Annotated in this window: 26 protein-coding genes; 13 read left to right on the top strand and 13 right to left on the bottom strand. The window is 64.1% G+C overall.

Annotated elements, in window-relative coordinates; all coding sequences use genetic code 11:
- Nucleotides 1-85: 85 nt before the first annotated feature.
- The 4 genes from JAB8_RS03845 to JAB8_RS03830 all read right to left on the bottom strand — a co-directional run bounded on the left by JAB8_RS03845 (nucleotide 86) and on the right by JAB8_RS03830 (nucleotide 2,304).
- Complete coding sequence (locus tag JAB8_RS03845) at nucleotides 86-325, bottom strand: hypothetical protein (RefSeq protein WP_029496207.1); 240 nt, start codon at nucleotides 323-325, stop codon at nucleotides 86-88.
- A 242-nt stretch (nucleotides 326-567) separates the two neighbouring features.
- Nucleotides 568-837: a hypothetical protein gene (locus JAB8_RS03840; RefSeq protein WP_070288590.1), complete on the bottom strand. Its 270-nt coding sequence runs from the start codon at nucleotides 835-837 to the stop codon at nucleotides 568-570.
- A gap of 205 nt (nucleotides 838-1,042) precedes the next feature.
- Entirely contained in the window at nucleotides 1,043-1,303 is a 261-nt protein-coding gene (locus JAB8_RS03835; RefSeq protein WP_070221371.1) for a hypothetical protein, read from the bottom strand.
- Between the two features lie 83 nt (nucleotides 1,304-1,386).
- Nucleotides 1,387-2,304: an SDR family oxidoreductase gene (locus tag JAB8_RS03830; protein WP_070221370.1), complete on the bottom strand. Its 918-nt coding sequence runs from the start codon at nucleotides 2,302-2,304 to the stop codon at nucleotides 1,387-1,389.
- Between the two features lie 12 nt (nucleotides 2,305-2,316).
- Here JAB8_RS03830 and JAB8_RS03825 point away from each other — a divergent pair, with 12 nt between their 5' ends.
- The 5 genes from JAB8_RS03825 (at nucleotide 2,317) to JAB8_RS03805 (ending at nucleotide 7,202) form a co-directional block, all read left to right on the top strand.
- Nucleotides 2,317-3,342: a CDP-6-deoxy-delta-3,4-glucoseen reductase gene (locus tag JAB8_RS03825; RefSeq protein WP_070221369.1), complete on the top strand. Its 1,026-nt coding sequence runs from the start codon at nucleotides 2,317-2,319 to the stop codon at nucleotides 3,340-3,342.
- 78 nt (nucleotides 3,343-3,420) lie between these two features.
- Nucleotides 3,421-4,692: an MFS transporter gene (locus JAB8_RS03820; protein ID WP_070288589.1), complete on the top strand. Its 1,272-nt coding sequence runs from the start codon at nucleotides 3,421-3,423 to the stop codon at nucleotides 4,690-4,692.
- A gap of 38 nt (nucleotides 4,693-4,730) precedes the next feature.
- The gene (locus JAB8_RS03815) at nucleotides 4,731-5,396 is read left to right on the top strand and encodes a DUF1345 domain-containing protein (protein ID WP_070221367.1); all 666 of its coding nucleotides are present in this window, start codon (nucleotides 4,731-4,733) and stop codon (nucleotides 5,394-5,396) included.
- A gap of 201 nt (nucleotides 5,397-5,597) precedes the next feature.
- Nucleotides 5,598-5,975: an HPF/RaiA family ribosome-associated protein gene (locus JAB8_RS03810; RefSeq protein WP_070221366.1), complete on the top strand. Its 378-nt coding sequence runs from the start codon at nucleotides 5,598-5,600 to the stop codon at nucleotides 5,973-5,975.
- 261 nt (nucleotides 5,976-6,236) lie between these two features.
- Nucleotides 6,237-7,202 (top strand): GGDEF domain-containing protein, encoded by a 966-nt coding sequence (locus JAB8_RS03805; RefSeq protein ID WP_070288588.1) that lies wholly within the window; start codon nucleotides 6,237-6,239, stop codon nucleotides 7,200-7,202.
- 1 nt (nucleotide 7,203) lies between these two features.
- Here the strand turns inward: JAB8_RS03805 and JAB8_RS03800 are convergent, their stop codons facing one another.
- On the bottom strand, nucleotides 7,204-7,833 hold the full coding sequence (locus JAB8_RS03800) for a DUF5610 domain-containing protein (RefSeq protein WP_227742112.1): 630 nt from the start codon (nucleotides 7,831-7,833) through the stop codon (nucleotides 7,204-7,206).
- Between the two features lie 158 nt (nucleotides 7,834-7,991).
- Here JAB8_RS03800 and sbcB point away from each other — a divergent pair, with 158 nt between their 5' ends.
- Entirely contained in the window at nucleotides 7,992-9,440 is a 1,449-nt protein-coding gene (gene sbcB, locus JAB8_RS03795) for an exodeoxyribonuclease I (RefSeq protein ID WP_070288587.1), read from the top strand.
- 408 nt (nucleotides 9,441-9,848) lie between these two features.
- On the opposite strand, the gene pyrF is transcribed toward sbcB, so the two are convergent.
- Nucleotides 9,849-10,673 carry an orotidine-5'-phosphate decarboxylase gene (pyrF, locus tag JAB8_RS03790; protein ID WP_070221363.1) on the bottom strand — a complete coding sequence of 275 codons (825 nt, stop codon included), beginning with the start codon at nucleotides 10,671-10,673 and terminating at the stop codon, nucleotides 9,849-9,851.
- Between the two features lie 157 nt (nucleotides 10,674-10,830).
- Here pyrF and JAB8_RS03785 point away from each other — a divergent pair, with 157 nt between their 5' ends.
- The 5 genes from JAB8_RS03785 to JAB8_RS03765 all read left to right on the top strand — a co-directional run bounded on the left by JAB8_RS03785 (nucleotide 10,831) and on the right by JAB8_RS03765 (nucleotide 14,593).
- The gene (locus JAB8_RS03785) at nucleotides 10,831-11,445 is read left to right on the top strand and encodes a LemA family protein (protein WP_070221362.1); all 615 of its coding nucleotides are present in this window, start codon (nucleotides 10,831-10,833) and stop codon (nucleotides 11,443-11,445) included.
- A gap of 1 nt (nucleotide 11,446) precedes the next feature.
- Nucleotides 11,447-12,280 carry a TPM domain-containing protein gene (locus JAB8_RS29415; RefSeq protein ID WP_070288586.1) on the top strand — a complete coding sequence of 278 codons (834 nt, stop codon included), beginning with the start codon at nucleotides 11,447-11,449 and terminating at the stop codon, nucleotides 12,278-12,280.
- Nucleotides 12,280-12,801, top strand: coding sequence for a TPM domain-containing protein (locus tag JAB8_RS03775; RefSeq protein WP_070218138.1), 522 nt, complete (start codon nucleotides 12,280-12,282; stop codon nucleotides 12,799-12,801). Before JAB8_RS29415 ends, JAB8_RS03775 begins: the two co-directional genes overlap by 1 nt.
- Nucleotides 12,802-12,872: 71 nt before the next feature.
- A complete protein-coding gene (locus tag JAB8_RS03770) occupies nucleotides 12,873-13,637 on the top strand; it encodes an SDR family oxidoreductase (RefSeq protein ID WP_035825332.1) in 765 nt (254 codons plus the stop codon).
- A gap of 542 nt (nucleotides 13,638-14,179) precedes the next feature.
- A complete protein-coding gene (locus tag JAB8_RS03765) occupies nucleotides 14,180-14,593 on the top strand; it encodes a VanZ family protein (RefSeq protein ID WP_070288585.1) in 414 nt (137 codons plus the stop codon).
- Here the strand turns inward: JAB8_RS03765 and JAB8_RS03760 are convergent, their stop codons facing one another.
- Nucleotides 14,594-14,893: a hypothetical protein gene (locus tag JAB8_RS03760; protein WP_070218140.1), complete on the bottom strand. Its 300-nt coding sequence runs from the start codon at nucleotides 14,891-14,893 to the stop codon at nucleotides 14,594-14,596.
- 264 nt (nucleotides 14,894-15,157) lie between these two features.
- Here JAB8_RS03760 and JAB8_RS03755 point away from each other — a divergent pair, with 264 nt between their 5' ends.
- Nucleotides 15,158-15,673 (top strand): hypothetical protein, encoded by a 516-nt coding sequence (locus tag JAB8_RS03755; RefSeq protein ID WP_139142932.1) that lies wholly within the window; start codon nucleotides 15,158-15,160, stop codon nucleotides 15,671-15,673.
- A 306-nt stretch (nucleotides 15,674-15,979) separates the two neighbouring features.
- Here JAB8_RS03755 and JAB8_RS03750 read toward each other — a convergent pair whose 3' ends face one another.
- The 6 genes from JAB8_RS03750 to galT form a co-directional block, all read right to left on the bottom strand.
- The gene (locus JAB8_RS03750; RefSeq protein WP_254679440.1) at nucleotides 15,980-19,390 is read right to left on the bottom strand and encodes an NAD(P)-binding protein; all 3,411 of its coding nucleotides are present in this window, start codon (nucleotides 19,388-19,390) and stop codon (nucleotides 15,980-15,982) included.
- Nucleotides 19,321-19,785, bottom strand: coding sequence for a hypothetical protein (locus JAB8_RS29670; protein WP_217494196.1), 465 nt, complete (start codon nucleotides 19,783-19,785; stop codon nucleotides 19,321-19,323). The genes JAB8_RS03750 and JAB8_RS29670 overlap by 70 nt, the downstream gene beginning before the upstream one ends.
- A 54-nt stretch (nucleotides 19,786-19,839) precedes the next feature.
- Nucleotides 19,840-21,687 carry a glycoside hydrolase family 2 TIM barrel-domain containing protein gene (locus tag JAB8_RS03745; RefSeq protein ID WP_343216096.1) on the bottom strand — a complete coding sequence of 616 codons (1,848 nt, stop codon included), beginning with the start codon at nucleotides 21,685-21,687 and terminating at the stop codon, nucleotides 19,840-19,842.
- 66 nt (nucleotides 21,688-21,753) lie between these two features.
- Nucleotides 21,754-22,821, bottom strand: coding sequence for a galactokinase (gene galK / locus JAB8_RS03740; RefSeq protein WP_070288583.1), 1,068 nt, complete (start codon nucleotides 22,819-22,821; stop codon nucleotides 21,754-21,756).
- The gene (locus JAB8_RS03735) at nucleotides 22,818-23,924 is read right to left on the bottom strand and encodes a M24 family metallopeptidase (protein WP_070218144.1); all 1,107 of its coding nucleotides are present in this window, start codon (nucleotides 23,922-23,924) and stop codon (nucleotides 22,818-22,820) included. The genes galK and JAB8_RS03735 overlap by 4 nt, the downstream gene beginning before the upstream one ends.
- Nucleotides 23,921-25,024: a galactose-1-phosphate uridylyltransferase gene (gene galT / locus JAB8_RS03730; RefSeq protein ID WP_070288582.1), complete on the bottom strand. Its 1,104-nt coding sequence runs from the start codon at nucleotides 25,022-25,024 to the stop codon at nucleotides 23,921-23,923. Before galT ends, JAB8_RS03735 begins: the two co-directional genes overlap by 4 nt.
- A gap of 261 nt (nucleotides 25,025-25,285) precedes the next feature.
- Here galT and JAB8_RS03725 point away from each other — a divergent pair, with 261 nt between their 5' ends.
- The gene (locus JAB8_RS03725) at nucleotides 25,286-26,284 is read left to right on the top strand and encodes an LLM class flavin-dependent oxidoreductase (protein WP_070288581.1); all 999 of its coding nucleotides are present in this window, start codon (nucleotides 25,286-25,288) and stop codon (nucleotides 26,282-26,284) included.
- The last annotated feature ends 168 nt before the right edge of the window (nucleotides 26,285-26,452 follow it).

Genomic DNA, 26,452 nt, shown 5'->3' with positions numbered 1-26,452 from the left:
CGGCGGAAAACAGATGTGGCTGCCGCACGCGGCAAGCCTGACTTACCCAGACGGCACCTCTCAGTTTGCCGTCTGTCAGGCGCTCTTAGGCAGCCATCAACTCGCGCAGTTCACGAATGCTGAAATCGCTGATTTCATGCATGCGGATGAGGATCGTGGCGCCGATCGGCAAGGTGTTGTGACGAATCTTGCTGATAACAGGTGGCGCCACTTCCAGAGCTCGCGACAAGGCGGCATCGTTTTTCAGTTGCAGCTTGTCGATGATCGCATCGAGGACGCGATTCGGGTTGTAGGTAGGCAAAGAAGTAATTTGTTTGAGAGACATGATCAAAAATCCGTACTTGTTGTATTAGAGCAAAAAGAAGCCGAATGCCTCTTTCGCTATAATTCAGGGTAAACACACTAAAAAGCGCCATCACTTATGCGGCTTTTACGCCACAAACAATATAATACACGCTATTGTTGATTTTTGCGTAACTTAAAGCAAAATTGTGATAATTGAAGAGAATTGACGCACTTGGAATGTGCTAGAGGATAACCCAAATCGGAAAAATTTGCTGCAAGTCATCAATTTTTACAATGAGGAACGCCGCTGCGCATGAGCCAGGCAATCGCCATGAGGGCGCCCAGGCGAGCGATTTCCGTCGATAAATGCCAGCCTTGCGCGGCCACGCCGGCCGGGGTGGCCAAAAGGCAGTTGCATGAAAAATCGTCGATGCGGCACCAGGCCAGTTGCCGGCGAATTTCATCGGGCGGCGGCGGCGGTTGCAGCGCACGTTCGCGCCGGCGCATATACGCGCGGACCTGCTCCTTGCTGGGGTGACTCGTAGCTCGCATGGCTCGCTCCTGCTGACGGGAAACAGCGTCGCGCTAATTGTAGATGCCGAGCCCGCCACAAGAGCCCGGACGCGTGACGACATTGCTCACCATATCGCCAGCGCGCCATGACACGTTTGCGCTGCATCAAATGGCACGGTCCCGGCGTTGCGCCGCAGCCCTTGCTGCCCCGCGACCTGACGGCCAGAGGCACAGCACGCCATTTTTATTTCTTTTGCTGACGCACGCGCTGTTGTTGTTTTTCCTGCGTTTGCTGACGGTTCTGCTTGCGCTCGAACAGGGCGACCGCATCTTTCTTGGCTTGCTCCACGGTACGCATTTCCTCATGCGCATCGTGCGGGACAAAAAATTCGGCGTCCTGCGCCGCCACGACCAGCTTGATGGCGGCATCGTCATCGAGGTCGTACAATTCCGTCAGGACGGTGGTGACCTCGTCCAGGTATGCTTCGTAAGTGAGGGTGCTCATGCTGTCTTCCTTAAGTGAGTGGCGCAACGCGGGAACGGCGCGCTGCGCGCCGGCCCAGCAAAGTGCGCAGATAACCGGCCATTTTACCCGATGCGGCCCCCGCCGGCTGCCAGCGCCTGCAAGGCATCGGCCACGCGCGCGTAGCGCAGGCGCACGCCCAGCTCGCGCTTGATGCGCGTATTGTGCAGGCGGCGCGATTCGGACATGAACGACAGCAGCATCGGCGTGACCACTTGCCGCAGCTCGGCACGGGGCAGGCGCGGCGGGCGCGGCAGCCCAAACGTATCGGCCACGGCATCGAAATACTCGGCCATTTTGAGTTCGCTGTCATCGCTGGCGTGATACACGCGTCCCGGCTTGCCATGCCACAAGGCCCGTTCGATGATGCGCGCCAGGTCATCGGCATGGATATGGTTGGTGTACACGTCGTCATCCGCGGCCAGGGCCGGCGTGCCTTCGCGCAAACGTTTCAGGGGCAGGCGGTCTTCCGCATAGATGCCCGGCACGCGCAGGATGGCCACCGTGGCGCCGCGGCGCGCGCCCCAGCCACGCAAGACCTGTTCGGCGTCGACGCGCCGCTTCGCGCGCGCATTGGCGGGCGCCACAGGCCGCGTTTCATCGACCCAGGCGCCGCCGCAATCGCCGTACACGCCGCTGGTACTCACATACACCATGCGGGCATGCTCGGGTAAAATGGCGGCCAGATTGCGCGTGCGCCGGTCCAGCAAGCCCGACGACAGGGGCGGCGCCAGGTGCACCACGTACGGCGCCAGTCCCGCCAGCCGTTTCAGGCTGGCGCGGTCGTCGAGATTGGCCACGATGGGCACGGCGCCGGCCGCGCGCAGCTGCGCGCAGCGGGCCGGCTGGCTGGTGACGGCAAAGACGCGAAAACGCGCGCGCAGCAGGGGCAGCAGCCGCATGCCGACGTCGCCGCAACCGAGGATCAGCAGGCGCGGCAGGCCCACCGGCTTGCGCAAAGAGTGCATTAACATATTTTTCATCTCAAGGATTGTATGACTTTTCAAGTTACTGTTCAGCCCAGCGGCCACCAGTTCAGCTGCGAAGCGGACGAAACCGTGCTGGCGGCGGCGATACGCGCCGGCGTGGGCTTGCCGTATGGCTGTAAAAATGGCGCCTGCGGCTCGTGCAAGGGCAAAGTGCTTGCCGGCACCGTCCAGCACAAGGCGCACCAGCAGCGCGCCCTGACGCCGGAAGAGGAAGCTGCCGGCTTTTCCCTGTTCTGCTGCGCCACCACGGAAGCCGACCTCGTCATCGAAGCGCGCGAAGTGGCGGGCAGCAGCGACTACCCGATCAAGAAAATGCCGTCGCGCGTGACCACCATCGAGAAGGTCGCCCCCGACGTCGTCGTGCTGACCCTGCAGTTGCCGGCCAGCGAGCGCCTCAACTACCGCGCCGGACAGTATATCGAAATCATGCTGCGTGACAACAAACGCCGCAGCTACAGCATGGCCAGCGCACCCGCCGAAGGCGGTCCCGTAACCCTGCACATCCGCCACCTGCCGGGCGGCCTGTTCACCGACCAGGTGTTCGGCACGATGAAGGAGCGCGACATCCTGCGCTTCGAAGGCCCGATGGGCACCTTCTTCCTGCGCGAAGACTCCGACAAGCCCGTCGTGCTGCTGGCCTCGGGCACGGGCTTTGCCCCGCTGAAAGCCATCGTCGAGCACATGATCAGCGAGCGCTCCACGCGCCCGATCACCCTGTACTGGGGCGGCCGCCGTCCGCACGACCTGTACATGGACGCGCTGTGCCGCCAGTGGGCCGCCGACTTGCCGCAGTTCACCTATGTGCCCGTCGTCTCGGAAGCCTTGCCGGAAGACGAATGGCGCGGCCGCACGGGCTTCGTGCACCAGGCCGTCATCGCCGACTTGCCCGACATGTCCGCGTATCAGGTGTATGCCTGCGGCGCGCCCGTGATGGTCGATGCGGCCCACCGCGATTTCGTGCAATTGTGCCGGCTGCCAGCCGACGAGTTCTACGCCGACGCGTTCACCACGGAAGCCGACCTGGCCAAGTAAGCATCCAGACAGCGGGGTGCTGCTGGCGCGGCATCCGCTGCCGTCATCCGCCCCATCCCGCTGTTTCCTGGAAATGTCATGTCTCTCGCTTCCGCCGGCAACGGCTTCAGTATCCTGCGTCACCGCAACTTCGCCTGTTACCTGTCCGCCCGCGTGCTGGGCACGGTGGCCGTGCAGATGCAAAGCGTGGCCATCGGCTGGCAGGTGTACCAGATCACGGGCAGCCTGTTCGACCTGGGCCTGATCGGCCTGGCGCAGTTCGCCCCCTTCCTCGTCTTGATTTTGCCGGCCGGCCACGTGGCCGACCGCTACAACCGCCGCAACATCATCGCCTGGTGCCTGACGGCGCAGCTCGCCTGCGCGCTGGCCCTGCTGGCGTTTACGTTAAGCAATATTTCCATCGTCTGGCCCGTGTTCGCCGTGCTGGTGCTGTTCGGCAGCGCGCGCGCCTTCATGATGCCGGCCACGCAAGCCGTGCTGGTCAACATGGTGCCCACGCAACACTTCAGCCGCGCCCTCGCACTCAGTTCGTCGAGCTCGCACGTGGCCATCATCCTGGGACCGACCTTGGGCGGCCTGCTGTATTACTTCGGCCCCAAGGTCGTGTATCTGATCTCGTCGGCCTTGCTGGTGCTGTCCGTGCTGCTGATGCGCGCCACCACGCCGGCGCCGCAAGTGGTCAAGCGCGAGCCCGTCAGCTGGCATACCTTGCTCGAAGGCTTGCGCTTCGTCTGGTCGAAACCCATCGTGCTGGGCGCCATTTCGCTCGACCTGTTCGCCGTGCTGTTCGGCGGCGCCACGGCCCTGCTGCCGGCGCTCGCGCACGACGTGCTGCATATCGGCCCCAGCGGACTGGGCCTGCTGCGCACGGCGCCCGGCGCCGGCGCCGCCCTGTGCTCGATCGCGCTGGCCCTCTTTCCCATCACGCGCCGGGTGGGCGCCTGGATGTTCGGCGGTGTGGCCGTCTTCGGCCTGGGCACCCTGGTGCTGGGCAGCACCAGCTATTTCCCGCTGGCCCTGGCGGCGCTGTTCCTGATGGGCGCCGGCGACATGGTCAGCGTCTACATTCGCCACCTGCTGGTGCAGTTCGAGACGCCGGACGAGATTCGCGGCCGTGTCAGCGCCGTCAACGCCGTCTTCATCGGCGCCTCGAACGAGCTGGGCGAATTCGAATCGGGCTTGACGGCCGGCTGGTTCGGCCTGGCGCGCGCCGTGCTCTTCGGGGGCGCCGCCACCCTGGCCGTGACGGGCGTGTGGGCCGTGCTGTTCCCCGTGCTGTCGCGCATGGACCGCTTCCCCCACCACGAAAAGGAAGCGGCCGCCAGGACGCCCACCGCGACCGCAAACTAAAGGCTAAGATGCGCTATTGCCACTGACGAACTTGCACCATGAAAATCACGCTTCCCTTGCACGGCTTCATCCGCAGCCGCCCCCACCTGAGCATGGCCACGGCCATCGGCGTGGCGGTCGGCCTGCTGTTGCCCTCTTCCTGGCAACAGATGACGCGTTTGCTGACGGCGTGGAATGTCGCCGTCTGGTTCTACCTGGCGACGATGGCCTGGATGATGATGCGCGCCAACCATCACAAGGTCAAGGTGATGGCGGCGCGCCAGGATGAGCGGGCCACCACGGTGCTGTCGGCCCTGTCCGTCGCATCCGTGATGAGCCTGGTGGCCATCGTCTCGCAACTGTCTTCGATGAAAGACATGGCGCCCGACGAGCGCGCGCTGCATTACGGCTTGACGATCCTGACACTGGTCGGTTCCTGGTTCCTCGTCGGCACCCTGTTCTGCTTCCACTATGCCCACCTGTATTACCAGGCCGACCCCGCAGTACGCCCCCTGAAGTTTCCCGACGACGAGCAAAACCCCGATTACTGGGATTTTCTGTATTTCGCCTTCACCATCGCCGTGGCCGTGCAAACGTCGGACGTTTCAGTACAGACGCGGCTGATGCGGCAGATCGTGCTGGGACAATCCGTGCTGAGCTTTTTCTTCAACCTGGTCGTGCTGGGGCTGTCGATCAATATCGCGGCCGGCCTCATCAATGGATAAAGCTGGCGCCGGCTTGAAAAGATTCCGCGAGGAAACTTGACCTGGGTGTAGGGTTAAGCTCATATTAATCGTGCGCACCCTCTTGAAATACTGGAAAGAGGAGTAAGATAAGTTCCATGCACAGACGTCATGTGCATGAGGCAGCAACCAGGCCGCAGCACGCCTGAGATGGGTTTTTTTTGAATTGACAGGAGTAAGCATATGCAAATCAATATTCATACCGACAGCACCATCGCCAACACCGCTGGACTGAACGAACATGTGCAATCCGTACTTGAAAGCGCACTGAGCCGCTTCCGCGACAACCTGACCCGCATCGAAGTCCATATCAGCGACACGAATGGCCCGAAAGGCGGCGCCGACGATATCCGCTGCGTCATGGAAGCACGCGTTGCTGGCTATCAACCGATTGCCGTGACCGAACAGAACGCCACCGTGCATCAATCCGTTGCCGGCGCCACCGACAAACTGAAACGCGCCATCGATAGCGCCCTGGGCCGCCTGCAAGACAGCAAGCGCCACGCCACCGGCAAGAATGCCGTGATCGATACGGCCGAAGCGGAAGAAACCGCCGAGTAACTCCCCTCCTGCAGGATTTCCAGAGACTGAGGCAGCCGTTCAAGGCTGCCTTTGCACATCTGGAGCCACCTTCCTGCGCGACAACATCCATAGTAGAACAGCAAGCATTTCAACTTATTAACACGGCAATGAAATAATTGTCGTATTTCCCACAGAAAGTGACACCAAGCAAGCCTTTGCCGTTACAGCCAAGGCCGCTTTACGCTATCATGAAGCTACCGGCTCCCTGCTCGCGCGTGCCGGCTTTTTGAAAGTGTGATTGTGGAACAGATCGGCAACTTCGGCGCTTCAGGCTGCAACATCGGCGATTTACAGCTATTTCGCGATGGGGCGGATAGCCAGACGGCCGCCATGCTGGCGCCCTGCCCCGTCATGCGCCTCGAAGCGGGCGAAGCCATTGCCGACACACAGGGCACCAGCCTGTATATCGTCCTGCGCGGTTCGCTGGCTGTGGCCGCCGACATCCACACGGGCATGGATGACGGCACCGTCAGCAAGGTCTTGCCCGGCGAAAGCGTGGGCGAACAATCGGTGCTCGATGAAGCGAGCAACCTGGCCGCCATTTCCGCCCTGGAAGAAACTGACTTGCTGGTGATCGACGCGGCCGTCGTCTGGGAATTGATCGAACAATCGAACGGCCTGGCACGCAACCTGCTGCGGCTGCTGTCTTTCCGCATCCGCGCCGCCAACGCCCTGCTGCGCCGCCGGCAGAAGCTGGGCGAGTTCTACCGCCAGATGTCGATGGTCGACAGCCTGACGGGCTTGTACAACCGCGCCTGGCTCACCGATTTATTGCCGACCATGATAGTCACGGCCCACGCCAGCGGCTCGCCGATGTCGCTGGTGATGATAGACCTCGACCATTTCAAGCGTTTCAACGACACGCACGGCCACCAGGCGGGCGACCAGGCGCTGCGCATTGCCGCGCAAGTGCTGGGCGCGGCCCTGCGGCCCACGGATTTTGCCGTGCGCTATGGTGGCGAGGAAATGATGGTGATCTTGCCCGATACCAGCGAAAACGTGGCCTTGCGGGTCGCCGAACGCTTGTGCGAACGCATGCAGCAAGCCGTCATCTTCGCCGATATGCGCAGCGCGCTGCCGCACATCACGGGTTCCTTCGGCGTGGCCAGCCTGGCGGCCGGACAGGACGACGAAGCGCTGATCGCGGCGGCCGACGCAGCTTTGTATCGTGCGAAGGCCGGCGGCCGCAACCAGGTCATGCTGTAGCTCAGGCAGCCTTGCTGTCGGCCGGCTTGGCAGCATCCGGCTTGGCCGCATCATCCTTCTTGCTGCTGTGCGCGGCAATGAAATCCGCATAGCCCTTCTGCACCAGCTCATACGTCTTGTCGATATTGCCGGCGATATCGCCGTTCAGCACTTTCAAGCCGCCCAGGATGTCGCGCGCTTCCTTGAAGCCTTTTTCCATGCCGCCGCTGATGGTGTCCATGAACTTGGTCAGCGCCGTATCGTCATCCATGCCTGGGTTCTGTTTCTTGAACGCGTCAAAAAACCCCGTCGACAGCGAGACGATGCGGCTCGCCGTCGCTTCGGCGCTGTTGTCCTGCGACGCCGCGTTCTGGATCGCATCGTCGCCATACTGGCCTTTCAGCGCTTCATTGATGTTGGTGATGGCCGTCTTGTACAGCAGCGCCAGCGGTTCGTTCTCGGAACCGATGGACACGTTCAGCGACGCCTGCATGATGGACGCGTTCAATTGCAGCTTGCTGCGGTCATTCACGCTCATTTCAGCGTTGACGCCGTCCTTTTGCTGGACTTTATCGTCCTTGCCGGCAACGCCCGGACTGACGGAAGTCACGGAAGGGGTGGAATTGCCGCCTGCGGCGATGGGAATTGACACGATAGACCTCCTTGAACGGACAATGTATGCCACCATGCGGGAAACGCGATGATGACCATCCTCTCGTGTAGTATCGGCAGGTTTTCAGAAAACTGAAGCGGCGGCTAGTTTTTAGCGGCCCGGATAACCCATTCAGCAACATTAAGTTACGACCATCAATGACTAACCAGACCTTTCTTTGGCACGACTACGAAACCTTTGGCGCCCAGCCGCGCCGCGACCGTCCGGCCCAGTTCGCCGCGATCCGCACGGATGCCGAACTCAACGAGATCGGCGAACCGATCATGCTGTATTGCCAGCCTGCAAATGATTTCCTGCCCGATCCGCAATCGTGCCTGATCACGGGCATCACGCCGCAGCAATGTCTGCAGCTGGGCGTGCCCGAACACCAGTTCGCCGCCACCATCGAAGCGGCCTTTTCGGAACCGGGCACCATCGGCGTCGGCTACAACACCATCCGTTTCGACGATGAAGTCACGCGCTTCCTGTTCTGGCGCAACCTGATCGACCCGTATGCGCGCGAATGGAAGAACCATTGCGGCCGCTGGGACATCCTCGACGTGGTGCGCATGACGCACGCGCTGCGCCCGGAAGGTATTCAATGGCCGAAGCGCGACGATGGCCAGACCAGTTTCAAACTGGAACACTTGAGCAAGGCCAATGGCCTCGTCCACGAAGCGGCGCATGATGCGCTGTCCGACGTGCGCGCCACCATCGCCCTGGCGCGATTGATCCGCGAAAAGCAGCCGAAACTGTTCGAATTCTGCCTGGCCCTGCACAAGAAGGACCGGGTCGCCAGCGAAATGGGCATGCACCTGGCCGCCGGCGAGCGCCAGCCTTTCCTGCACGTGTCGGGCATGTTCCCGGCCGAACGCGGTTGCCTGGGCGTCGTCTGGCCGCTGGCCACGCACCCGAGCAACAAGAACGAGATCCTCGTCTGGGATTGCGCCTACGACCCGCGCGAACTGTTCGAACTGGACGCCGACACCATCCGCACGCGTTTGTTCACGCGCAAGGAAGCCATGCCCGAAGGGATGACGCGCCTGCCCGTGAAAAGCGTGCACCTGAACAAGTCGCCCATGCTGGTCGGCAATTTAAAGACCTTGTCGCCGGCCATGGCCGCGCAATGGGGCATCGACGTGGATGCGGCGAAGATCAACGCCCAGCTGGCCGCCGCGGCGCCGAACATGGACGCCATCTGGGCCGAAGTGTTCCAGCGCCCGGGTGCGGCTGCCGCGCTGGACGTGGATGAGGATTTGTACAACGGTTTCGTCAGCAACGACGACCGCCGCCTGCTCGAATCCTTGCGCCGCGAAACGCCGGCCAAGCTGGCCACGGCCCGCCCCTCGTTTGCCGACGAGCGCCTGCAGGAATTGCTGTTCCGCTACCGTGCCCGCAATTTCCCGCAAACCCTGAGCGAGGCGGAAAGCCTGCGCTGGGAACAGCACCGCGCCGCCCGATTATTCGACGGCGACGGCGGCGCCCGCACCATCGAGATGCTGTTTACGGAAATCGACGTGCTGTCGGAGTCGGTCGATGAGCGGGGGGAAGAGATTCTGGGCGAGCTGTACGATTACGCGGAGATGGTGGCGCCCATGCGCGACTGAAGGACCAGGCCGGGTAGGTCGGATTAGCCGTAGGTCGGATTAGCTCGTAGAGCGTAATCCGACAACATTGTTGGCCCGAGCGTGGTGGTGTCGGATTACGCGGCGTCGCCGCTAATCCGACCTACGCTGCGCGGTGTTGATTGATCGCATCGCGCGTTTCGATCGCCACGCGGCGCGCCGCGTCGGCCCAGCCGGGTAGGTCGGATTAGCGGGGCAAGGCCCCGCTAATCCGACAACATTGTTGACGTTACCGATATTGTCGGATTACGCGGCTACGCCGCTAATCCGACCTACTCATTGAACCACCAATACGGCCGTAGGTCGGATTAGCTCGTAGAGCGTAATCCGACAACATTGTTGGCCCGAGCGTGGTAGTGTCGGATTACGCGGCGTCGCCGCTAATCCGACCTACGCTGCGCGGTGTTGATTGATCGCATCGCGCGTTTCGATCGCCACGCGGCGCGCCGCGTCGGCCCAGTCTTCGCCGTCCTGCGGCGTGGCGTAGATGATGGCGCGCGAGGAGCTGATCATCATGCCCATGCCGTTCGCCGTCTGGCCAGCGCCGACGGTGGCGGCGATGTCGCCGCCCTGGGCGCCGATGCCGGGCACCAGCAGCGGCATGTCGCCCACGATGGCGCGCACTTGCGCCAGCTCTTCAGGGAAGGTGGCGCCGACGACGAGCGCGCACTGGCCATTCTTGTTCCATTTCTCGGCCACCAGGCGCGCCACGCGCTGGTACAGCGGTTCGCCGTCCGTGTCGAGGAATTGCAGGTCCGAGCCGCCCGGGTTCGAAGTGCGGCACAGGATGATCACGCCGCGGTCTTTCCACGCCAGGTAGGGATCGAGCGAGTCCTCGCCCATGTAGGGGTTCACGGTGACGGCGTCAGCGCCGTAGCGTTCGAACGCTTCGCGCGCGTATTGCGTGGCTGTGGCGCCGATGTCGCCCCGTTTCGCGTCGAGGATCAGCGGGATGTGCGGGTAATTTTCGCGCACGTAGCGGCAGATGTCTTCCAGCTGCTTTTCCGCGCCCAGCGCGGCAAAATAGGCGATCTGCGGCTTGAAGGCGCAGGCCAGGTCGGCCGTGGCATCGATGATGCGCGTGCAAAAGGTGGTGATTCCATCGGGCAAGTCGCGCAGGTCCGCCGGCAGTTTCGCCAGGTCGGGGTCCAGTCCCACGCACAGCAGGGAATTATTGGCCGTCCATGCGGCGGATAATTTATTGATGAAATTCACGGCACACCTTCTCTATATTCAGTTGCAAACCCCGTATTGTAACGCGGCGCTGGCCAGGGAAGGCAGGCTGAGGCGGCGGCCGGCGCTTATTAAACCGACATGGCGGGCCGTTTCAGGTATATTTGCCCCACCTCCTTTACTCTGCACGGAACCCATCATGCAAATCACCAATCAATTCACCAAATGGCTGCGCCTGGCCCTGAGCGTCACCGTCCTGGCCGGCATCCTGACGGGCTGCGGCTACAACGACTTCCAGAGCAAGGACGAAGCCACCAAGGCCGCCTGGGGCGAAGTAGTCAACCAGTACCAGCGCCGCGCCGACCTGATCCCCAACCTGGTCAACACCGTCAAGGGCTATGCCACGCACGAGCGCGAAACCCTGGAAGCGGTGACCAAGGCGCGCGCCGCCGCCACCAGTTTCCAGATCACGCCCGAAGTGCTGAACGACCCGGCCGCCTTCGAAAAATTCCAGCAGGTGCAGGGGCAGCTGTCGTCGGCCCTGTCGCGCCTGATGGTGGTGTCCGAGAAATATCCTGATCTGAAAGCCGACACCAGCTTCCGCGACCTGCAGTCGCAGCTGGAAGGCACGGAAAACCGCATCACCGTGGCGCGCCAGCGTTACATCGCCGCCGTGCAAGATTACAACGTGCATGCGCGCAGCTTCCCGAACAACCTGACGGCGATGATCTTCGGCTACAAGGTCAAGCCTTCGTTCACGGTGGAAAACGAAAAAGCCATTTCGACCGCGCCGACCGTCAACTTCGGCAAATAAGATGAAAGCCTGGTCTTATCTGGCGGCGCTGGCGACGGCGCTGCTGCTGTGGACAGCCTTGCCCGCCAGCGCGCAGGGCTTGCAGCCCGTGCCGCCGCTGGCCGCGCGAGTGACGGACAACGCCGGCATGCTCGATGACAAGCAGAAAGCGGCGCTGGAAGGCGTGCTGGCCGACTACGAAGCCAAGACGGGCAGCCAGATCGCCGTGCTGCTGGTCAAGAGCACGGAACCGGAAGCCATCGAGCAATACAGCATCCGCGTGACGGATGCCTGGAAGCTGGGCCGCAAGGGCGTCGATGACGGCGTGCTGCTGATGGTGGCGAAGGACAACCCATCGTCCTTGCGCCGCCTGCGCATCGAGGCGGGCCGTGGCGTGCAGGGCGTGCTGACCGATGCGCAATCGAAACGCATCCTGCAAGACGTCATCGCCCCCCATTTCAAGCAAAACGACTATTACGGCGGCCTGGTGGCCGGCATTGGCGCCATCGCTACCCTGCTGAACCAGGAGCAATTCCCCGCACCGGCGCAAAAACAGGCCCCGGCGACCGTGGAAGCGGGCGGCATGACCTTCTGGCTGCCGCTGCTGTTCTTCGGCTTTCTTGTGCTCGTGACCGTGTTCCGCTCGCGCGGCGGGCCGAACCGGCTGCAGCGCGGCAGCAACTGGTCCAGCGGCGCCACGGGCGTCGTGCTGGGCAGCATCTTGAGCCAGGCGCTGAACAACCGCGGTGGCGGCTTCGGCGGCGGTGGCGGTGGTTTTGGCGGTGGCGGTGGCGGCGGTGGTTTCGGTGGCGGCGGCGGCGGTTTTGACGGCGGCGGCGCCTCGGGAGATTGGTAATGACGAAACAACTGACATTCGGACAGCGCTGCGGACGGGCCCTGAAACATTTGCGGGGCACGCCGGCGACGGCGCGCCAAGCCTTTCCTGAGCGCACCCTGAAAGCCATCGAAACGGCGATTGCCGATGGTGAAACGATGCACCGGGCCGAAGTGCGCCTGATCGTCGAAGCGGCCCTGACGCCGGGCATGGCCTATCACGGCGTGAGCAACCGCGAGCGGGCGCGCGAACTGTTCGCCCAATATGGCGTGTGGGATACGGAAGACAATGTTGGCGTGCTGATCTATATCAACCTGGCCGAACACCAGGTCGATATCGTGGCCGACCGCAACGTGGGCCGGCGCGTGACGCCGGAGCAGTGGGAAGCCGTGTGCCGCACCATGACCAAAGGGTTCAAGGACGGCAATTACCACGACAGCACGCTCGATGCCTTGCAGCAGCTGAATACCTTGCTGCAAAGCCACTTCCCCGCCAATGGGACGCGCGGCAACCAGTTGCCGAACGAACCCATCCTCCTCTGATTCCTGCCCAGGGATTACAATCCGCCATGGCCCCGCAGCATGGCGGCGCCCCCACCCGCCGAGGAGCACACATGAAATTAGTCAATAAAACCGCCATCGTCACGGGCGCCACGCAAGGCATCGGCCTGGCTTGCGCCACCCGCCTGATCGCCGAAGGGGCGCAAGTGATGCTGGTCGACATCAAGGAAGAAGGCGCGCAGGCGGCCGCCGCCCTCGGCCCGCAGGCACGCTTCTTTTGCGCCGACGTCAGCCAGAAAGCGGACGTCGATGCCATGCTGAAAGAAACCCTGGCGCAGTTCGGGCACATCGATATCCTCGTCAACAATGCGGGCGTCACGCATGCGGCCGATTTCCTCGACGTCTGCGAAGACGATTTCGACCGGGTCATGCGCATCAACCTGAAATCGATGTTCCTGTGCGGCCAGGCCGTGGCGCGCGAGATGGTCAAGCGCAACAGCGGCTGCATCATCAATATGTCCAGCGTGAATGCGGAGCTGGCGATCCCGAACCAGGTGCCGTATGTGGTGTCGAAAGGCGCCATCAACCAGCTGACCAAGGTCATGGCCCTGAACCTGGCGCCGCACGGCGTGCGCGTGAACGGCATCGGGCCAGGCACCATCCTGACGGAACTGGCCAAGCAGGCGGTGCTGTCGAGCCCGCAGGCGCGCCACACGATTTTGTCGCGCACGCCGCTGGGCCGCTGCGGCGAGCCGGAAGAAGTGGCCGGCATCGCCGCCTTCCTGGCCAGCGACGACGCCACCTACATGACGGGCCAGACCATCTATGTCGATGGCGGACGCATGGCGCTCAACTACACGGTGGCCGTGAAAGAGTGAAACAGGCGAGTTATATCAAAAAAGAATAATGCATATCTAAAAAGATCATTAGACACATATCGTGCGACGCAGCATAATGCACCTGTCTCCACTATTCTCCTCCAAGAAAATAGTTTTAAGCCCGCTTTCACCAGCGGGCTTTTTTTTTGCTATTGCTGCTGCAACATGGCCATTCTTGCCATTTCTCACAATCTACCCGTTCATTCTGTCTGCCGCAAAAAAATGTTGCGGCGTGTCATCAGCCCGTCATTTTCGCCCCCTATACTTGCTTCATCTGCTGTACAGGCAACCGATATGCCTGACTACAGACAGGTGTGCCGCCATGGCACACCACTCCCCTTTCATGACCGTGGCGGGCGCCGGCAAGGCGCGCGACAGGGTAAGTACCGAGCAACTCTCAACTCTTGACCCTTTCATTTGGGTTTTTGGCCCGCGCCCCCGCGGGCCTTTTTTTTTCCTGTCCGGCAAGCTCTTGCGCAAAAACACGGTGCCACGCCACGCCCATGATATTGTGACTGCCTTTCCACCCATCCTGACGCATCATGCCTGCAGCCTTGTCCGAACTTTGTTTTGCCGACCGCTACGAACGCCTGCGCTACCGCACGGCCCTGCTGTTGTATGTGCTGGTGATTTTGATCGGCGACATCCCCGGCGTGCGCGCGGACGTGGGCCAATATGCATCGGGCGGCGTGCTGCACTCGTTTGGCTATGGCGTGCTGGCCCTGATCCTGTTCAGCGGCACGGCCGGCGGCATGGCCCGCCGGGCGCTGCTGTCGGTGCTGATGGTGGCAGCCATGGGCGCGCTGGACGAATTCATCCAGAGTTTCCTGCCTTACCGCCATGGCGCCGTCAGCGACTGGGTGGTCGATATCACGGCCGCCACGGCCGTGGTACTGCCGCTGTACTTCCTCTGGCCCGGCATGGCCGCCGCCGCGCTGAAGAAGGCGCGCGGCTGATCAGGGCGCCGCGCCATCGCCGGCGCTCAGCGCCAGGGGCAACTGGCCTTGCCCGGCCGCGGCCCGGCCGGCGATGCGGCGCAAGGCCGCGTGCATCTCGCGCCGGCCGTGCGCTCCCGCCGCGCGCGCCGCATCGCGCCGCATTTCCATCAACTGCTCCGACCGTGACAACCTCGTCAAGGCATGCAGGGCCTGGGTCAGCGCATGGCGGGCGCGCATATCGTTCGCCGTGCCCGGCGCACCATACACCGCAATCACCAACTCATTGATCAGCTTGACGCTAGTGGAATCGGAAGCCATTTATTCTCCTGAGATAAGCAGCGGGAAGGACAGCGGGACAGCGCTGACGCTGTGCACATTCGCACAAGAATGTCTTTTATACCAAGCTCGACAATTGAAGCGCTTGATGTATCTCAATGTGAAATAACAAGGATCGAACATCTTTCCTTCCCTGCTCTCTTACTAGCAGTAGTTACGGCCATGCCTGGCATGCGCCATTGACGCTGACCTCCGCCACACCCTGAAAACCGGGTTACCACTTTGTCAGACCAAGAGGAGAACAAGATGAGAGCAAAAAAAACCATGGCGCTGGCCGGCCTGCTGTGTACGCTGGCCGCCTGCAATTCGAATCCGAACAACACCGGCATGAGCAGTACGAATGGCCGCAGCGGTGAAAGCTACAGCAATACGGCCGGGACGGGCAGCACTTCGACCGGAACCGGGACCGGGACCAGCACCAGCACCAGCAGCACGATGAGCAATGCCGGCACCGGCAGCGCCGACACGCGTACCTCCTCGGCCAATAACGCCATGAACATGGACGGCAGCCAGACGGGTGTCAGCATCGCCTCTGCCACGGTACAGTCGATCGAGCCAATGCCGCGCGGAATGGATCAGCGCAGCGGCGACATGCAATCCGGCAGTTCCGGCACAGCGGGCAGCACCTCGGGCAATACGCAGTACCGGGTCACCCTGCGCCTGGACGACGGCAGCACACAAACCCTCATGCAAAACTCCCAGCCCAGCTACCAGATCGGCGATCACGTCAAGGTGGTCAACGGCTTGCTGCAGCGCTACTAGGCATACCGCGTCGCCATGCGCGATAGCGTCCGGGGCTGGCGTTCCCGGACGCTGAACGCCAACGCGACACCGCGCCGCCAGCGTGCTGACACAGGCAAGGCAGATATTTCATCTGCCTTGCCTGTTGAATTTCATCTGCCTTGCCTGTTGCCTGTTGCGTGTTGCGCCTGTTGCGTGTTGCCTTTTCTTGTCTACGCCTTTCCCTGCCTTTCCCCATTTGCGCCTTTTCCCTGTTTGCGCCTTTTCCCTATTTGCCTATCCATCCTGCGCCGGGAGCGCCGTTCCAGGCTCCCCCGGCGCAAGCGCCTATTCCACCATGCTCACCTTGCGCCGGCTGGCCGCCAGCCCGGCGATCTGTTCCGCCGCTTTTTTCCCGGCCAGGAAGGCATGGTCGGAATTGTAGTATTCCCATTCGCTGTAGCGCCCCGCCAGCACGATATCCTGCGTGGCCAGCCAGGCCTTCACCAGCGCCACATTGGCGGCCCGCGCGTGGTCGTACACGACATAGGCGTAAGGCATGTCCACCTGGTTGGCAGCCAGCAGCCGGTCGTCGTCGCGCAGCAAGCCCACGGCGATGCAATCGGCCATGCAACGGTCGATCAGGGCTTGCCCATCCAGCGGCAACGGTTTCCAGGGCGAATAACTGATCTCGCACGTCAAGCCAAAGCCGCCCGGCGCATTGCAGTGGGGGCTGGCGTTACCTTGCAGGAAAATGCGGTGGAATATCGTCTCTTCCGGGTAGTAAATCCAGTGTTTCTCGCTGATGTTTTCACGTGCCACGCCCAGGTTGACGCAGCGCACGGAAATATGCCGCAAGGCGTGCGCCGCCGCCCGTACCTGCTGCGGCGCCTGCTCGCCGCTCAGGCGCACCAGTTCCGGCAAGGGCATGGTGCTCAGCAAGTGCTGGTAGCGGAAGCGGCGGCCGTCGGCCAGCACGATTACATGCTGGCGCGGCAGGATCTGCACCACCTCGGCGTTGAGCTCCAGCTGGCCTTGCAGATGCGGCAGGAAGCCCGACATCAATGCCTGGAAACCACCGCGCAAGGGATAGCCGAAGCGGGCATTCGGGCCCATCGGCCTGGCCACCGGTTCGAGCGCGCCCTCGATGATGTCTTCCAGGTTCGGCAACGGTACCCGCCCGCCCAGCCACGACGTTTCCATCTCGGCCAGCGGTACAGTCCATAATTTCTTGTTGTAGGGAATGGCGAAATGGCGGGCGATGCCGCTGCCCCATACCTGATGGATGAACTGCTCGAAATTGAGCCCCGCCTGGGGCGGTGCCGCCACGGCATCGTGCGCCTGTTCCAGCCCCGTGCCGCCGTCGGCGCAGCAGTCTTCCACGGCGCAGGCCCCCGCCGCCGCATGGCCCGACACGGCAGGCGCCTTGCCGTAGCGCGCCTCGATGGCTCCCATGATGCATTCCTTGATGACGGCCGGCGGCAAGCCGTACAGCGCGCCCTGGAAAGGATAGCGCGTGTAGACCTGCTTGCTGTACACCCAGGCTTCGCGGTTTTGCCAGTGCAGGTTGGTGCCCAGCAAGGTGCGGTACATGTCGAGCACATAGTCATCGTTGGAAAACATGATGTGGCCCGCATGGTCGAAAGTAAAACCGCGGTCGACGATGGAGCGGCACCAGCCGCCCACCACAGCATTTTTGTCCAGCAACAAGGTATCGGCGCCCAGGTGATAGGCGGCGCTCAAGCCCGTCGGACCCGCACCGATGATGGCGCAGGCCACGGCTTGCGGCGCACCGGGCGGATGCAGGAGGTTGACGCCGGCGCCCGGTGCGGCAGCCTGTGCCGTGTTGACGGCGGGCGCCGCCTGGCGGGCCCCCTGCGCCGGCGGCGTCGTGTCGAGCAAGTGGCGCATCTGTTCCACCGTGGCATCCCAGGAGGTGGCATCGACGATGGCGCGCATGCCGGCGGCCATGGCAGCACGCTGCTCCGGCGTCGCGGCCAGCGCCGCCTCGCAGGCGGCAACAAAGGCATCGGGCGTGTCGGCGATGGCCACGATGCCGCCATACGGCACGGCCACGTCGGTGATCGAGGTGCTAACGATGGGCAACTGCGCCGCCATGTATTCGAGCACCTTGGTAGGACTGATGAAGCGGGTCGCCTCGTTCCGGGCGAAGGGCAGCAGGCACACGTCCCAGCCGGCCAGGAAGTGCGGCAGCGCCTGGTACGGCTGCTGGCCCAGGTAATGGATATTTTGCCGCTGCGGCAGGCTGGCCGGGTCGATCTTGAGGATGGGGCCGACGAGCACGATTTGCCAGTCGGGATGGGCATCGGCCAGCGCCGCCACCAGGGCAGGCTCGAAACGCTCGTCGATCACGCCGTAATAGCCCAGCCTGGGACGTCCGATCTCCGCTTGCGCGGGATGGCCGTTGTGGCGGTCCAGCGCCTGTTCGAAGTGCACGGTATCGACGCTGCTGGCGAAGCAATGGACGTTCGCATGGCGCGTGCGTTTCGCCTCGAACAGGCTGGGGCCGCCCGCGAACACCAGTTCGGCGCGCGCCAGCAGGGCCGTTTCGCGCTGCAGTAATTGTCGCGGAGCATTTTTGAATGCGGCCAGTTCATCCATGCAGTCATACACCACCAGGCCCGCGTGCAGGGCCGGCAGCAGCGGCAGCGCCATCGGCGTATAGAACCAGACGATGGGGTCGTCGGCGGGCGTGATCTGGGCCAGCAGCGGTTGCAGCACGGCCAGCTGGTCGTCGTGAAAACCGGGCGCCCGCACGGCCGTGCGGGGCTGGCACACGGTCACGTTCGGCGCCGGGGTGGACAGCTCCAGCGTGCCCGGCCCGTCGTGCCAGACCGGCTCCTCGATGAAGACCACGCGGTAGAACTGCGCCAGCCGCGACAGCAGCTGTTGCGGCCGCTGATACACGAAATTCCAGCGCAGGTGTGAAAAGACGATAATGGTTCGCATGTCAGTTCCTTTCTGCCCCGCCGGGGCAAACGTTGAACAAAGGTGTGCGGTCAGGCGCTGGGCCTGCCGTAGTGCCGCCGCGTAAGGCGGCGAAAGGATGCGCCGCAGCCGCTCCCCTCCCGCCTCTTCCAGGCTGACATCCCACAAGCCGCTGCGGTGCCAGTGGCTGGCATCGTCCCAGTCGGGGCGGTCGATGACGGGATAGATGCAGATGCCGCGCAGATCCGCGCCGTGCTGGACGGCCAGCGCCGCCTCGGCGGCCACGTCGCGTATCCAGGCGCCGCGCCCGCTGCCCACGTGGCTCGTTTCCGCCAGCAGCAGCGGCCGCCCATAGCGCCGCCCCACTTCCAGCAATAGCTGGTACAGGGGCATGCGGCGCGGCTCGCCCAGGTGCCACCACAGGCGCAGGTTGCTGCCGCTTTCCCACTGGTTGCTGTGGTAGTAGTTCAGGCCGATCAAGTCCAGGTAGCGCGGCGCGCCGCCCAATTCCGGCGCCCGGCGGCCGCACAGCATATCCCAGGCCTCGAACTGCGAAGCGCGCCAGGCGGCGGCCTGGTCGACCCAGTCCGGCCGTCCCGGCGGCGCGATCACGTGGATCAGGGGATCGCATTGCAGGAAACGCGCATGCGGGCTGACGGCGCGGATGGCGTCGCAGCCGGCCACGGTGGCGCGCACCAGCTGCCGCTTGCCTTCATGACCCGCGTCCGGCCGCTGCATGTTCAGGCACTGGAACATGTGCACCGACAAACCCCAGCTGGTAAACGAGATTTCGTTGACGGGCGAATACACGGGCTTGCTGCCCGCATAGGGCGCGAGAAACTGCGCCGCCGCCCTGCAGTAGCGGGCAAGTCCGGCGAGAACAGGTCGACGTCGGGCGGCCAGCCGTAGTGGCAGAAGGTCCAGTTGACCTGCAGCCCCAGTTCCCGCGCCACGGCGGCGCGCTCCTCGATGCAGGAAAAATCGAAACGGCCATCGCGTTCGGCCAGGCGCCAGCCTATGCTTTCGCGCACGCTGCGGATGCCGAACTGGCGCAGCAGCAGATAGTCTTCGCGCACCCTGTCCAGGTGGCCCGTGGCGCGGTTCATGTCCAACGCCTGGCCGCCGTGCGTGACGTGGTCGGCGCCCTCGTAGCCCGCCTGCCAGTAAGTCAAAAACGGCGCTGCCGCGCCATCGGTATCGGCCATGCCTGCTCCTGTTAATGTAGGGACCAGATGAAACTTGTCAGGCCCGGCTTGCGTTCAATTGAGCCGGATATTGCGGGTGGCCGCGCTGAGCAGTTCCAGCGCGGCCTTCGGCGTTCGGTCCGCCGTCAGCAGGCCATTGGTTTCCTGGAACGTGTCGGCGAACTGCGTGTAGCAAAAGCCGCTGAACATTTGCGCCGTATTGACGACCGTCATCAGGCGCCGGTACAGGTCGAGGAAGGCCGCCTCGTTCCCCACGCGCGCATAGCCCCAGGTATCGGTTTCCCCCTGCTCCCGGTCAAAGGCGATGCCGCCAAATTCCGTGAGGACGATGGGCTGGCCCCGGTGCGGAAAACCGTCGAGCGTGAGGATGCGTCCGCCCGGGCGGCGCTGGTCGAACAAGGTGGTGCGGGCCGAATCGCTGATCGCATAGCGCGCCTGCAGGCGTTCCGGATCGCAGTCGTAATCGTGGATGCCGAGGATGTCGGTGGCCGACGCTTCCCAGCCGTCGTTGCCGATCACGGGCCGCGTGGGATCGAGCGTGCGCGTCAGGTGGTACAGCGCCTCGACGGCGTTGCGGTGGGCCTGGATGGCCGTCAGGTTGGGCACGCCCCACGATTCGTTGAACGGCACCCAGACGAGAATGCACGGGTGGCTGTAGTCGCGTTCGATCACGTCCGTCCATTCGCGCACCATGCGCGTGATGGCCTTGCCGGAAAAACGGTAAGTGGACGGCATTTCTTCCCACACCAGCAAGCCCAGGCGGTCGGCCCAATACAGGTAGCGCGGGTCCTCGATCTTCTGGTGCTTGCGCACGCCGTTGAAACCCATGGCCTTGGCCAGTTCCACGTCGTGCCGCAAGGCCGCATCGGAAGGCGCCGCCAGCAGGGTGTCGGGCCAGTAACCCTGGTCCAGCACCAGGCGCAGCGGATACGGCCGGCCATTGAGCATGAAGCGGTCGCGGTTGATCGCCACCGAACGCAGCGCCGTGTACGACCTGACCGTGTCGAGCAAGGCGTCGCCATGCCGCAGCGTGACTTCGGCATCGAGCAGGATGGGCCGCTCCGGGCTCCACAGCAGTTCGTTGCGCGAATCGTCAATGCCGGGATCGGACAGGGCGATCTTGCGGCTCGCTTCGTTTTCTATCAGCTTGTACTGGTCGTCGGCCAGCAGGTTGTCGCCATGCCAGATGCGCACGCCCACGATGAGATCGTCGTGCAGCTCGCCCATGGCGAACACGTCGCAGCCGATTTCATAGCCCTCGAACACGGGCGTCCAGCGCAGCTTGCCGATATAGGTGGTGGCCACGCGCTCGATCCACACGCTTTGCCAGATGCCCGTGGTGCGCGGATACCAGATGGAATGGGGCAGCAGTTGCCAGTCCTGCTTGCCGCGCGGCTTGGCCAGGTCGTGCGGATCGTCCTCGACGCGCACCGTCAGCACCTGCGGCCCGTCGGCCAGCAGGGCGTGGCTAATGTTGGCGACAAACGGCGTGTGGCCTCCCTCATGCTCGGCCACCACGTGACCGTTCAGCCAGACCTTGGCATGGTAGTCGACGGCGCCGAAATGCAGCAGCACGCAGGGTCCGCCCGGCTGCAGCAGGAAGTCGCGCTGATACCAGCACACGCGGTGAAAACCGCGGTCGCCCACGCCGCTGGCCTGCGATTCCGGCGGAAACGGCACGATGATCTCGTGCGTCCAGCCGATGCCGCCGTCGGGCAGGCGGTAGCGCCGTTCATTGTCGAAGGTGAAACGCCAGGCGCCGTTCAGCGATTGCCAGTTCTCGCGCACCATCTGCGGGCGGGGATAGGCAAAGCCGCCCGCGCCAGGCAGGGCAGTACCGGCCAGGCCGTCATCCGTATGGGGTGGGGAGAGATGGTCATCGAGCATGCCAATTGGATGCATGCGGCATGGGGCAAGTTCCGCCGTATGGGGCTTGGGCGGTGATGCATGAGCAGGATCAAACCATGCTCAGTCGAGCGGAACCAGCATGCGTGCGTGGCGTCCCAAAGCGTTAAAGCGCTGTACCACCGTACGCCCCGCGCTGGCCGCGCATTGCTTGCGGCACAGGGCCACGCAAGCGCCGCCAAAACCGGCGCCCGTCAGGCGCGCGCCGTACACGGCCGACTGTGCCGACAGCAGCGCCACCAGCGCATCGAGCACCGGCAGCGACACCTCGTAATCGTCGCGCAGGCTGGCGTGCGACTGCGCCATCAGCTGGCCGAAGCGCACGGGACCATGCTGGCCGCAAGCCTGCAGCACGCGCAGGTTTTCGCTGACCACGTGGCGCGCGCGGCGGCGGTACGGCTCGGGCAAGCCTTCCACCACGGACGGCTCGCGCACGTCGCGCAGTGCCGCCACGCCCAGCAGGCGCGCCGCGTGTTCGCACTCGGCGCGCCGCACGTTGTAGGCGCTGCCGGCCAGAGTGCGCGGCACGCCGCTGTCGATGACCAGCACCTCGCTGTCATGGGGCAGCGCCAGCAGCTCATGGCGCAGGGTGCGTGCGTCGAGCAGCAGCATGTGATGTTCGTCGGCCAGGCTGCATGCCATCTGGTCCATCACGCCGCAATTGACCTGCGCGTAGCGGATTTCCGCCTGCTGCCCCATCAGCGCCAGCGACACGTCATCGATCTGCAGTCCCAGCAACTGGCGCAGCGCGCGCAGCATGGCGATCTCCAGCGCGGCGCTGCTCGACAGGCCGGCGCCCGGCGGCACGTCCGAATCGATATGGCCGCGCACGGCCGGCACCGCGACGCCGCGCTCCTCGAGCAGGCGTATGCAGCCTTCCAGGTAGCGGCCAAAGCCGGGCGGTGCGGCGCTCTGGCGCTCGAAACGCACGAGTTCGTCAAGGGTGGCGGAATAGAACTGGTGGTGCCCGTCGGCGGCCAGCGCCAGCATCACCCGCGTGCGCTGCGGCGTGGCGCACGGCAGCATGTAGCCATCGTTGTAGTCCGTATGCTCGCCCAGCAGGTTGACCCGTCCGGGCGCCGAGGCCGCCACCACGGGGACGGCGCCGAAATACGCGTCGGGGGTGATCATTGCACTTCCAGGGTCAGCGGACGCCGCCGTCCCTGCACCGTTGCCGCCGGCCAGTCGGGATCGCAAGTCAGGTTGTGCAGGCGCCCGCCGCTGAGCAGGAAAGTGTCTTCCACCATGCTGCCGGGCAGGCTGGGATGGAAGGCCACGGCCATGCCGTCCTTCAGGGCGATTTCCGTATGCGCGCCGGCGGCCACCTCGGGCGCGCGGTAGCCGGCGATGCCGCCCTGCCGGAATTCCTGCACCGTATCGGGCTGGCCCGCATAGGCATAGGCGCTATCGAGCGCGTGATACACCATGCTCAGCGCATGCCCCGCCACGCAGGCATCGAGCGCCACCGCTTCGAGCGCCAGGATGGCCGCGTCGGCTTCGCCGATGCCGTCGCGCGCGGGACGGAAACGGCGCTGGCGGCTCAGGCTGGCGCACAGGCCGAAACCTTGCGCGCACAGCGCCAGCACGGCCCGTTCGCCCAGCGGCGACGCAGCGGGCGGCGCGCGCCGGTAGCGCTCGAAGCGCTCGGCGCCGGCCGCCAGCACGTACACGGCATGCAGGCCGCGCGACCACAGGGCGCGGGCGCAGGCGCCGGCCAGCTCCTGCTCGCTCCAATCGGGCCGCGCGGCGCGCAGCGCCTCGCTGGCGGCAGCGGAGGCCAGCCGCCCCACTTCGCGGTAGCGCGCCTGTTCCGGCGCCAGCAAGGGCAGGCGCTCCTCGCGCAGGGCGACGGGCAGGCAGCGCTCGTGCAGGCCGGGCCGGTCGCACAGCACGGGCCTCCCCTGCGCCGCATGCTGCACGAAATGCTCGCGCAATTCGGCCAGCCGGGGTTGCATCCACGGCGTCACTTGCCAGGTCCAGCAGCCGCGCACCTCTTCCTGGCGCAGCCGCTGCGCCTCGGCCGCATCGGTCAGGATGTAGGCCGCATCGCGCGTGACGAGCACCTCGGCACAGCCGCACTCGGCCGTCTGGCAGGTGCTGCCCGACGCGCCGGCCGTGGCCCAGGCGAACCAGTCCACGCCGCGCAGGCGCAACGCGCCGGCCTTTTCCTGTTCCAGCCAGCCACGCATCTGCGCCAGTTTGTGCGCAATTTCCAGTTCGACATTCCAGTTCATGCGATTTCCTCTGCCATTTCCCATGCCACGCGCACTTGCTGCAGCTGCCGCGCCGATTCCTCGGGCAGGGCATCCATGGCGTACATGCCGGCGGCCAGCTCGGTGCCGGCCAGATATTTGAGCCGTTCGCGCGTGCGGTACGGCGGATAAAACTGTGCGTGCAGCTGCGTTTCCGGATGCGCGCGGCCGTCCGGCGGCGCCTGGTACCAGGCCATCAGATAAGGCATGGCGCGCTGCCACAAGCCGTCGTATTTCAGCAGCACGGTCTTGAGGGCGCGCGCCAGGTCGTCGCGCTGCAATGCCGACAAGGCCGCGAAGCTGTCCGTCTGCTGCAGCGGCATCACCCACGCTTCATACGGATAGCGGGCGCAGGCGGGCACAAAGGCGATCGCCTCCGGTCCCAGGTACAGCAGGCGCGCGCCGCCATCGGCTTCGCGCCGCGCCATGTCCACCAGCAGGGCCTGGCCATGGCTGGCGAAATATGCGTGTTCCTGCTCCAGCATGCGCGCCGGCACGGGCGGCACAAAGGGGTAGGCATAGATCTGGCCATGCGGATGGTGCAGGGTCACGCCCACTTCCGCGCCGCGGTTCTCGAACGGCAGCACGTACGCGATGCCTGGCCGGCTGGCCAGCTGTGCCGTGCGCTCCCCCCACACCTGCAGCAACAAGGCGATGTGGCCGGGCGCCAGCGTGCCCAGCGAGGCGCCGGCATCCTGCGCGAACACCACCACTTCGCAATGGCCGCGGGCGGGCGCCGTGGCGACCGTCAAGTCGGGCGGATCATGGGCATGCGGCGCCAGGGTGGGAAAGCGGTTGTCGAAGACGGCGATATCGTAGTCGCCGGCAGGCAATTCCGTCGGCTGCGCGGGATCCCGCGTGGGCGCCAGCGGGTTGTACCGGGCCGGCGGCAGGAAGGGGCGGCCCTGGCGGTAAGCCGCATACGCCACCCATTCGCCGCGCAAGGGATGCCAGCGCAAGTGCGGATTGGCCTCCTGCGGCTCGGGGAAGGGACTCGGTGCAACGCCGGCGACGACGATGGGACGCCGGCTGTACAGGGTCAGCTGGCGCCCGTCGGGCTTGGCAAGTTGCTTGCAATACATGATGTTTCGCATTCTTAAGACACGAATTCTTAAGACTGGCACTGGCAACAAAAGTTCCACAGTCTGCAAATATTGACCAGGTTTGCTCAACACCGGTTTCCCGTCGTGACGAGTTTTTTACCGATCAGTACGCAAATTCCCGATTCGCATTATCATGTGCACAGCCTGTCATCCCTGCCGCTTTCAAGGCCGACCCTGTTGTCGTCAGGGGATAGACAAATCGTCCATTGTGATTTTCCACCACGTCCCGATATCGCTACCATGATTCCATTTTCCATACTCGACCTCGCGCCCATCGCCGAAGGCAGCAACGCCAGCCAGTCGTTCAAGAACACGCTGGACCTGGCGCAGCACGGCGAACGCTGGGGCTACAACCGCTACTGGCTGGCCGAACACCACGGCATGCCCGGTATCGCCAGCGCCGCCACGGCCGTCGTCATCGCCCATGTGGCGGCCGGCACCAAGACCATCCGCGTGGGCGCGGGCGGCGTGATGCTGCCGAACCACTCGCCGCTCGTCATCGCGGAACAGTTCGGCACGCTGGAAGCGCTGCACCCGGGCCGCATCGACCTGGGCCTGGGCCGCGCGCCCGGCTCCGACCAGACGACGGCGCGCGCCCTGCGCCGCGACCTGCAGTCCGACGCGGAACAGTTTCCGCAGGACGTGCTGGAATTGATCGACTATATGTCCGACGAACCGCGCCAGCGCGTGCTGGCCGTGCCCGGCAAGGGCGCGAACGTGCCCGTGTGGATACTGGGGTCCAGCCTGTTCGGCGCCCAGCTGGCCGCCCACCTGGGCTTGCCGTATGCGTTCGCCTCGCACTTCGCGCCGCAAATGATGATGCAAGCCGTGGCCTATTACCGCGAACACTTCAAGCCGTCGAAGCAATTGACGAAACCGTACGTGATGCTGGGCTTTAACGTCTTTGCCGCCGACACGGATGCCGAGGCGCACCTGCGCGCCACGTCGATGCAGCAAGCCTTCGTCAACCTGCGCACGGGCCGTCCGTCGCGTCTGCAACCGCCCGTGCCCGGTTACCTGGAACAGCTGGGCCCGCAGGAACGCGCCATGCTCGATTCCGTCCTGTCCTGCACGGCCATCGGCGCGCCGGACACGGTGAAGGCGAAAATGGCCGCCTTCACCGCCGAAACGGGTGCCGACGAACTGATGATCACCTCGCAGATCTTCGAGCACCAGCACCGGCTGCGCTCGTATGAAATCACGGCGCAAGTGCATGCGGAGCTGGCGCGCGCGCAGTAACTTCACTGTCTTCCTCGGTATTTCCCCAAATACCCTTTTCCCGGCCGTCGGCAACGATCGCCGGGATTTTTTTGCTCGCGTCCAGTCACAAAATCGGCCGCGCCCGGCAAGAAATGCGCAGCCCCGCTATCATGCTGATCCAAAAGCATCATTCCAAGAAAGTTGTAC

Source organism: Janthinobacterium sp. HH106 (genome assembly GCF_001758725.1).
GTDB lineage: Bacteria > Pseudomonadota > Gammaproteobacteria > Burkholderiales > Burkholderiaceae_D > Janthinobacterium.
The sequence above is the reverse complement of the archived record's forward strand: the minus strand, read 5'-3'. Positions and strand labels throughout refer to the sequence as shown.